The sequence below is a fragment of the Nocardioides sp. genome (assembly GCF_016462705.1).
GTDB lineage: Bacteria > Actinomycetota > Actinomycetes > Propionibacteriales > Nocardioidaceae > Nocardioides.
In genome coordinates this window covers 1-8363 of the sequence record NZ_JAEMSS010000180.1, presented here as the reverse complement: position 1 = coordinate 8363, position 8363 = coordinate 1, and the positions used below count along the sequence as shown (strand labels likewise).

General features: G+C 72.9%; 11 protein-coding genes. 6 read left to right on the top strand and 5 right to left on the bottom strand.

The genetic code is table 11. The annotated features are described in order from the left end of the window. On the top strand, window positions 1–652 hold a 652-nt coding region (locus JHD21_RS18245), incomplete at its 5' end, for an LLM class flavin-dependent oxidoreductase (RefSeq protein WP_292678063.1). Here JHD21_RS18245 and JHD21_RS18240 read toward each other — a convergent pair. After that, window positions 643–1257 carry a hypothetical protein gene (locus tag JHD21_RS18240; RefSeq protein WP_292678061.1) on the bottom strand — a complete coding sequence of 205 codons (615 nt, stop codon included), beginning with the start codon at window positions 1255–1257 and terminating at the stop codon, window positions 643–645. The two genes, JHD21_RS18245 and JHD21_RS18240, sit on opposite strands and share 10 nt — an antisense overlap. A gap of 20 nt (window positions 1258–1277) precedes the next feature. On the opposite strand from JHD21_RS18240, the gene JHD21_RS18235 reads away from it, so the two are divergent. Then, the gene (locus tag JHD21_RS18235) at window positions 1278–2069 is read left to right on the top strand and encodes an alpha/beta hydrolase (RefSeq protein ID WP_292678059.1); all 792 of its coding nucleotides are present in this window, start codon (window positions 1278–1280) and stop codon (window positions 2067–2069) included. A gap of 7 nt (window positions 2070–2076) precedes the next feature. Here the strand turns inward: JHD21_RS18235 and JHD21_RS18230 are convergent, their stop codons facing one another. Both JHD21_RS18230 and JHD21_RS18225 read right to left on the bottom strand, forming a co-directional pair. Then, window positions 2077–2475, bottom strand: a complete 399-nt coding sequence (locus JHD21_RS18230) for a hypothetical protein (RefSeq protein ID WP_292678057.1) — start codon at window positions 2473–2475, stop codon at window positions 2077–2079. 18 nt (window positions 2476–2493) lie between these two features. Continuing rightward, the gene (locus JHD21_RS18225) at window positions 2494–3735 is read right to left on the bottom strand and encodes an acyl-CoA dehydrogenase family protein (RefSeq protein ID WP_292678055.1); all 1242 of its coding nucleotides are present in this window, start codon (window positions 3733–3735) and stop codon (window positions 2494–2496) included. A 143-nt stretch (window positions 3736–3878) separates the two neighbouring features. On the opposite strand from JHD21_RS18225, the gene JHD21_RS18220 reads away from it, so the two are divergent. From JHD21_RS18220 to JHD21_RS18205, 4 genes are all read left to right on the top strand, one after another. After that, entirely contained in the window at window positions 3879–4460 is a 582-nt protein-coding gene (locus JHD21_RS18220; RefSeq protein ID WP_292678053.1) for a dihydrofolate reductase family protein, read from the top strand. 13 nt (window positions 4461–4473) lie between these two features. Then, window positions 4474–5241 carry a hypothetical protein gene (locus JHD21_RS18215; protein WP_292678051.1) on the top strand — a complete coding sequence of 256 codons (768 nt, stop codon included), beginning with the start codon at window positions 4474–4476 and terminating at the stop codon, window positions 5239–5241. Between the two features lie 85 nt (window positions 5242–5326). Continuing rightward, window positions 5327–6265: a hypothetical protein gene (locus tag JHD21_RS18210; RefSeq protein WP_292678049.1), complete on the top strand. Its 939-nt coding sequence runs from the start codon at window positions 5327–5329 to the stop codon at window positions 6263–6265. A gap of 46 nt (window positions 6266–6311) precedes the next feature. Next, window positions 6312–7259, top strand: a complete 948-nt coding sequence (locus tag JHD21_RS18205; protein WP_292678047.1) for a hypothetical protein — start codon at window positions 6312–6314, stop codon at window positions 7257–7259. Here the strand turns inward: JHD21_RS18205 and JHD21_RS18200 are convergent. Together JHD21_RS18200 and JHD21_RS18195 are read right to left on the bottom strand one after the other, a co-directional pair. Further along, window positions 7256–7672, bottom strand: coding sequence for a DUF1707 domain-containing protein (locus tag JHD21_RS18200; protein ID WP_292678045.1), 417 nt, complete (start codon window positions 7670–7672; stop codon window positions 7256–7258). The genes JHD21_RS18205 and JHD21_RS18200 overlap by 4 nt on opposite strands. Further along, a partial coding sequence (locus JHD21_RS18195; RefSeq protein WP_292678044.1) for a PadR family transcriptional regulator occupies window positions 7669–8363 on the bottom strand: 695 nt, incomplete at its 5' end. The genes JHD21_RS18200 and JHD21_RS18195, both read right to left, overlap by 4 nt.

The window sequence follows — 8363 nt, the reverse complement described above, 5'->3', positions numbered from 1 at the left end:
CAACTACACGCTGGGGCTGGGCTACCGGCGCGAGGAGTACGACCTGTTCGGCGCGGCGTGGGAGACCCGGGGCGCGGACATCGAGGCCCGGATCCACCGGATGCTGGCGGCGTGGGCGGACGGGACTGTCACGCCGGGCCCCTACTCCCAGCCGCACCCGATGCTGTTCTACGGCGGCGGCTCGGTGGCGGCCGCCAAGCGGGCGGCCCGGCTCGGCCTCAACTTCCAGCCGCAGGTGGGCGGGCCGGAGCTCAAGGCGGTCTACGAGGAGGAGTGCCGGGCGCTCGGGCGCGAGCCAGGCTACACGCTGCTCGCGCCCTCGGGGCCGGCCAACGTCTTCTGCGCCGAGGACCCCGACCGGTTCTGGGCCGAGCACGGGCACTGCCTGCTGGCCGACGCCCAGGGCTATGCGGCGTGGCGCGCCGCGGACACGACGTCGTACGTCCGTGACGACTCGTCGTCGGTCGAGGAGATGCGCGCGGCCGGGGTCTACGTCGTGCTCACCGCCGACGAGCTCGTGGACCGGTGCCGGGCCGGCGACATCCGGCTGGTCACCAGCCACCCGGCCTGCGGCGGCCTGCCCACCCAGCCCTCCTGGGAGAGCCTGCGACTCATCTGCGAGACCGTGATCCCCGCGCTGCGTCAGGCCTGAGGCATCTCCACGGTCGTCACGACCGTGGTCACCGACGGGCGTCTCGGGGTCGAGGAGAACCCGAACCGGCACGGCGGGTCGACGTCGGCCAGCCGGCCGAGGTGGGCGCGGTCGAACGACCCGGTCAGACCTGCGATCCGGTGGGTGTCGGTGGCTCCGTACCACTCGCGCCGGCCGTTGCCGGCGGTCCCACGGGTGCGGACGCCGCGCAACGCGAGGCGCGCCACCGGGTCGGTCAGGGTGCACCAGGAGGGGGACTCGGCGACCCGGGCCGGGACGGCACGGAGAGCGAGTCCCAGCGGGGTCCGGCCACCCAGCGTCAGGTCCAGGCGCAACGACGGCGACCGCACCTCCCACCGGGACCCAGCGACGGCGACCTCGAACGGCTCGATCCGGGTCTCGTCGAAGGAGTAGGTGGCGCTGATGAAGTCCGCCGCGTCCTGGTGCGGCGCGAGCAGCACGCGGTGGCCGCCCGCCGTCTCGACCATGGCGTCGCTGAACCCGCCCAGCGGGGTGTCGTGCCAGTGCCCGACGACGACGCGGGTGCCGCTCGTCGACCCCACGCCGGCGATCCGGCCGCGGAACCTCTGTCGGACCCGGCTCATCAGCCCCGAGGATGGCACACGTGCCCCCTGCCGCAGACCTCCACGTCGTCCGCCGCGAGCCCAGCGGCACCGCGCACCCCACCCCCCTGCTCTTCGTGCACGGCGCGTGGCACGGGGCGTGGTGCTGGGAGGAGCACTTCCTCGACCACTTCGCCGAGCAGGGTTTCCGGGTGGCCGCGCTCGACCTGCGCGGGCACGGCTCGTCGCCGGCCCGCGGCCGGTTCCGGACCCGGCGGCTGCGCCACTACGTCGCGGACGTCGCCGAGGTGGCCGCCACGTTCGACACCCCGCCGATCGTCATCGGGCACTCGATGGGCGGGATGGTCGTGCAGAAGTACCTCGAGAAGCACCCGGCCCCTGCCGGAGTGCTCGTCGCGTCCGGGCCGCCGCGCGGCGTCATCGGCATCACCCTCAAGGTGCTGCGCCGCCGCCCGCTGACCTTCCTGCGGATGAACGCCACCTGGTCGCTCTACCCCCTGGTCGCCGACCCCGGCGACGCCCGGGCTCTGTTCTTCAGCGACCGGCTCGACGACGTGACCGTCCTCGGCTACACCGCGCGACTCCAGGACGAGGCCTACCTCGCCTTCCTCGACATGCTCCTGCTCGACCTGCCCAGGCCGAAGCGGGTGTCGGCGCCAGTGCTCGTGCTGGGCGGCGAGCTGGACGCGATCTTCCCGCCGCGCGAGGTGCACGCGACCGCGGCGGCGTACGGCACCACCGCGGTCATGTTCGACGGCGCGCACGACCTGATGCTCGAGCCCTGTTGGCCCGAGGTGGCGGAGGCGATCGAGGACTGGGCCCGCCGGCGCTAGACGCCGGTCAGAGGTGGTCCGGCACGACCAACGCGTCCGGGTCGGCCCGCGGCGGGACGTGCGACAGCGCCAGCTGCACCAGGGCGACGCGGGCCTTGAGCAGCACCTTGCCCTTCATGCCGCGCAGCTCCTCGCCGGCCTGCTCCTGCACGGCCTGCTGGACCTGCGCGTCGGTGAACGCCGGCCGGGTGCCGACCGCCACCTCGACGTCGGGCAGCGCGACGAGGGGGCCCAGCAGCTGGTCGCCGAGGCCGGAGAGCATCTGGTAGCGCTGGAACTTGGTGAGCGCCGCCCACGCGTCGTCCGCGGTGCGCCGGCCCTTGCGGACCTCCTTGTCCTGCGCCGCCAGCACGCTCTTGGCCGCTCCCTCGAGGGCGGCGGTCAGCTCCCGCTCGGTGAACCTCATCGGACCATCATCGGACCATCATCGGATGGGAGCCCCGCTGATCGCCCGGGCGATCACCAGCCGCTGGATCTCCGAGGTGCCCTCGAAGATCGTGTAGATCCTGGCGTCGCGGGCCATCCGCTCGACCGGGTACTCGCGGGTGAAGCCGTTGCCGCCGAGGATCTGCATCGCCTGTCCGGTGACCTTGACCGCCGTCTCACCGGCGAACAGCTTCGACTGGGACCCCTCGGCGGCCTCGAACGCCCGGCCCCGCGTGGCCATCTGAGCGGCCCGCCAGACCAGCAGCCGGCTGGCGTCGATGCCGACCTTCATGTCCGCCAGCATGAAGGCGATGCCCTGGTTCTCGATGATCGGCTTCCCGAACTGCTCGCGGGTCTTCGCGTAGTCCAGCGCCACCTCGTACGCCGCACGGGCGATCCCCACCGCCTGGGCGCCGACCGCCGGCCGGGTCCGCTCGAACGTCGCCATCGACGCGTTGCCGCGGACCTCCCCGGCCTTGGCGCCCTCGCGGGCCCGGGCGAGCCGCGCGTCGAGCTTCTCCTTGCCGCCGAGCAGGCAACGGCCCGGGACCCGGACGCCGTCCAGCACGACCTCGGCGGTGTGCGAGGCCCGGATCCCGTGCTTGTGGAACTTCTGGCCCTGGCTGAGCCCCTTGGTCCCGGGCGGGACCACGAACGACGCCTGGCCCCGGGTGCGCAGGTCCGGGTCGACGACGGCGGTGACGACGTGCACGTCGGCGATGCCGCCGTTGGTCGCCCAGGTCTTGGTGCCGGTGAGCACCCACTCGTCGGTCGCCTCGTCGTACCGCGCCCTGGTCCGCATGGCGCCGACGTCGCTGCCGGCGTCCGGTTCCGACGAGCAGAAGGCGCCGAGCTTGAGGTCGCCCGGGGTGCCATACATCTGGGGGACCCACTCGCCGACCTGCTCGTCGGTGCCGCTGGCCCGGATGCCGGCGGCGGCGAGCGACGTCCCGACGATGGACAGCCCGATGCCCGCGTCACCCCAGAAGAGCTCCTCCATGGTGATCGGGAACCCGAGGCCGGTCGGGTCGAAGGCCTGCGTGGCGATGAAGTCGAACGAGTAGAGGCCGACCTTGGCGGCCTCCTCGACGACCGGCCACGGGAACTCCTCGCGCTCGTCCCACTCGGCGGCCGCCGGTCGGACGACGTCCGCGGCGAAGTCGTGCACCCAGGACCGGAGCTCGAGGTGGTCGGCGCCCAGCTCGAAGTTGGTGGGGGCCTCGGACGGGTCGTCGCTCACGCGCCGAGAGTACGTCGCCGCGGCCACCGGGGCGCGGCCACCGGGGCGCGGGCCCGGCCCCCCGGACCGATGACTCCGGCGCGGGGGTCCGGTCAGCACGTCCAGGACCGACGACGAGGACGACGACGAGGGAGGTAGGTGACATGGGACGCGTGATCGCCAACATGGCCATGTCGGTGGACGGCTTCATCGCCGACCCGGACGACCGCTGCGACGACCTGTTCGGGTTCTACGAGAACGGGTCGACCGACATCGTCATCGCCGACGGCTGGCCGACGTTCCACATGGACGAGCCGAGCCTGACGCTGTTCCGCGAGGCGGTGGGGCGGACCGGCTGCCACGTGATGGGGCGCCGGCTGTACGACATCACCCACGGCTGGGACGGCCACCCCGGCAACGAGGCCCCGATCGTGGTGGTCACCCACGAGCCGCCGGACACCCAGCCGGACGGGGTGCCGTACCGGTTCGTGGCGGGGATCGAGCCCGCCATCGAGCAGGCGCGTGAGCTCGCCGCGGACCTCGATGTCGTGATCGCCGGCGGCCAGCTGGCTCGGCAGGCCCTGGATGCCGGCCTGCTCGACGTCATCGACGTCAGCCTCGTGCCCGTCGTCCTCGGGTCGGGAATCCCCTGGTTCGCCGGCGCCGAGGGCCCCGTCCACCTCTCCGACCCCGTGGTCCACGAGGGTCGCGGGGTGACGCATCTTCGCTACGAGGTCCGCAGGTAGCAGACTCGGCGGCGTGGCCGACCTCTCGAGGTATGACGACTGGCTCGCCTGGCTGACCGCACGCTGCGAGAGCGACCCCGACGTGCGGGTCGCCTGGGTGGGCGGGTCGGCCGTGACCGGCGGCTGGGACGACTGGTCCGACCTCGACGTGGACGTCCTGTGCCGCCCCGGGACGGCGGTGGCGGCCTACGAGCGCTGGCTGGTCGCCCTGACGGCCGACCTGAGGCCGGCGTCGGTGTGGGACACCCCGCGCGAGTGGCGGCCCGACGGACGGCAGGGCTTCGTCTGCATGCAGCCGCGACCCGGTCTGCTCGCGGAGCCCACGGTGCTGGTGGACCTGGTCATGTCCGACCTGTCCGAGTCGCACCGGTACCTCGACGTACGCCGCCACGGGAGTCCGTTGGTGCTGCACGACCCCGACGGCCTCCTCGTGCTGCGCGACGACGACGCGGCGGAGCTCGCCCGCGGTCTGGCCGAGGCGGTGGACCAGGTCCGGCAGAAGCGGCCCGTCTCGGAGTGGCTCGTCAACCGGGCGCTGGCGCGCGGCCACGTGGCGGAGGGCCTCGACCTCTACGTCCGGCACGGGCTGCACCTGCTGGTCCGGCTGCTCCGTGCCCGCCACTGCCCGGAGCGGCACGACTACGGGCTGCGCTACCTGCGCGACGACCTGCCGCCGGAGGTGGCCGACCGGCTGGAGGGACTGGTCCCCGGCCACTCGTCCCGTTCGCTGCGCGAGCTGTCGGGACTGACCTTCGAGTGGATCGACGAGCTGCTGGTCTGAATGGCCCGGCTGATCCATGGTGTCAGCGGATCCGCACCGGCTAATCTGCCGGGACACCGAGCCCGGCACCTCGAGAAGGACGATCATGCGCAGACTCATCACCGCCGCGAGCGCCCTGCTCATCGGCGCCACCATGCTCGTCCCGAGCCCGGCATCCGCCGCCTCGGTCGAGATGGGCAACAGCTGCACCGCCGGCGGTGCTGGGGCGAGCTTCACCGTGCTGATGGTCGGCAAGGGGGCGGACAACCCGCTGCCGATCACCGCGCCGTCGGCCGGCGTCCTCACCAAGGCGCGCTTCACGCTGCCCACGGGTGACTCGCCGGGGTTCCCCCAGAAGCTCAAGGTGGCCCGGTCCGCGGGTGCACCCAACCAGTACACCGTGGTGGGCGAGAGCGGTGTGCTGCCGGTGGTCTCCGGGGTCCAGACCTTCGACGTGCGGGTTCCGATCGCGGCCGGGGACCTGATCGGGCTGCAGGGCGGCGCCTCCGGTGGGGTGCTCTACTGCAACAGCGGTGACACGGCGAACGTCGGTGCGGTGCTCGCTGGAGACCCCGCGGTGGGGTCCACGGCCACCTACTCGCCCGAGTCCGGTCTCGCGCTCCCTGTCGTGGTCACGCTCGAGCCGGACGCCGACAAGGACGGCTACGGCGACGAGACGCAGGACCAGTGCCCGCAGAGCGCCGCGGCGCAAGGTCCCTGCCCGATCGTCAAGCTCGACTCCTTCTCCTTGGCCCAGGACGGGTCGATCCTCGTGCTGGTCGGCACCAGCGAGTCCGCCAAGGTCAAGGTCACCGGCAAGACCACGGTGGACGGCAAGGTCGTCAAGCTCGGTGGGAAGAAGAAGCAGGTCAAGCCCGGCAAGCTCGGCCGGTTCAAGGTCGCGGTGCCACCCGCCCTCAGGGCCGCCCTGGCCGAGCTCCCCTCGAGCAAGTTCATCAAGGTCACGTTCACGGCGAGCGCGACCGACACGGCCGGCCGCACGTCCAAGGACAAGTCGACCGTGAAGCTGCGCGGGACCCGGTAGGACGGCCAGCCCGCGGTCCGCCAGCCAGCCCCCGAGGAGCACTCCCATGCGCAGACTGACCATCATCGCCAGCACCCTGCTGCTCGGCGTGGCCACGGCCGTCGTGCCCAGCCCCGCCTCGGCCGCCGCCGGCGAGTTCGGCAGCACCTGCACCGCGACCCAGACCACCGCGGACGAGGCGTACACGATCGTCCTGACCGCGAGTGGCCCGGCGAACCTGGTCCCCGTGACCGCTCCGTCGGCGGGCGTCATCACCAAGGCGCGGTTCACGGTGCCGGCCGAGGCCGCGCTCAACCTTCCGCACAAGGTCAAGGTCGTCCGGGGGACCTCCACGCCCGGCCAGTACACGGTGACGGCCGAGAGCGGCCTCCTGGCCGTGACCGGCGGGACGTCGACCTTCGACGTCCGGTTGCCGGTCGCTGCCGGTGACCTGCTCGGCCTCTACGGCACGGCACCGCCGGGCACCCTCTACTGCGACACCTCCGAGTCGGCCGACGTCATCGGCGTGGCGGCGGGCGACGTCCCCGCCGGGGCGACGGCCCCCTTCGGGACGGAGACCGGCTACAGCCTGCCTGTGGTCGCCACGGTCGAGCCGGACGCCGACAAGGACGGCTTCGGCGACGTGACCCAGGACAAGTGCCCCGAGCTGGCATCCGCCCAGGGTGAGTGCCCCGTGGTGGTGATCGACTCGTTCGCCACGCCGCAGGGCAGCTCGATCGTCGTCATCGTCGCCACCGACAACAAGGCCAAGGTCAAGGTGACCGGGAAGACCAAGGTCGACGGCGCGAAGATCAAGCTCAGGAGCGGCGCCAAGACCGTGCGGCCCGGCACGTTCGGGAGGTTCAAGGTCAAGCTGCCGACGGCGTTGCGGGACGCGCTCGCCACGCTGTCGTCCAGCAAGTTCATCAAGGTCACGCTGGTGGCCACCGCGACGGACGAGCTCGGCCGCAAGACCAAGGACAAGACCAGCGTCAGGCTCTACGGAGCTCGCTAGCGGCAGCCGCGGTGTCCCCAGTGGCCGTGGCGCGTGTGGCGCCACGGCCCGCGGGACAGGAACCACAGCGCCAGCACGCCGAACAGCAGGAACGGCACGTGCAGGAGCACCGCGGCCACCAGGAGCAGGGGGACGGCCGCGAACGCCGGCACCGGCAGCCACCGGCGCCCGCGCCAGGACGGTGCCGGCCGCTGGGGCGGTCCGGCCGGCCGCGCGCCGTACGTCCCACCCGGCAGGTCCCTGAAGAGGGGCGCGAGCTCGGCCCGGGTCTTGGCGACCCACACCTGCTCGAGCCGCTCGGCGTGCTCGTCCGCGGTCAGGCGGCCCTGGGCGAAGTGCTCGCCCAGGTCCGCCGCCGCGCGCTCGCGCTCGGCGTCCCCGATCCGCAGGGAGTCGATGCGGGCGTCGCTCATGACTCGTCCCCGGTCTCGGGGTCGTCCCCGTCCGCGAGGATGCCGTAGAGCCGGCGCCGGGTCTCGACGAGGACGTCGACCGCGGCCTGGCGCTGGCTCTCCGAGCCCTGCGTGACGATCTGCCACACCGCGCCCATGACCTGGCCGATCTCGGGCTTGAGGTCGGCGTACTCGCCCGTCGCGCGGTCGGTGCGGTCGAAGGGCCGCCACACGGCGGCCAGCTCGTCGGCGTGCTCGGTGACGTGGGTCGCGCCCAGGCTGGTGAGCCGGAGCGACTTGCGGCCCATCTCGTCGTCGGTCTCGAGCAGGCCCTCGTCGTGCAGCAGCTGGATCGTCGGGTAGACCGACCCGGGGCTGGGCTTCCAGGCCCCGCCGCTGCGCTCGCCGATCTGCTGGATGACCTGGTAGCCGTTGAGCTGCTCGCCGGACTCGGCGGCCGTGCGGAGGACGTCGAGGATGGCTGACCGGACGTCACCGCGCCGGACCCGCGGGCTGCGTCCGGAGTCACCTCGTCCACCCATCCCGAACAGCCCCGCCATCCAGGGCGGCGGTCCTCCCGGTCCACCAGGGCCGCCGAAGCCGCCCCACTCCCCGCGTCGTCCCCGGCCACGGCCATGTCCGCCGTGTCCGCCGTGCTGGCGCCACTCGCCCTCCTCGGGCCGGCTCCACTCTCGCTTGTACTGGCGTCCCA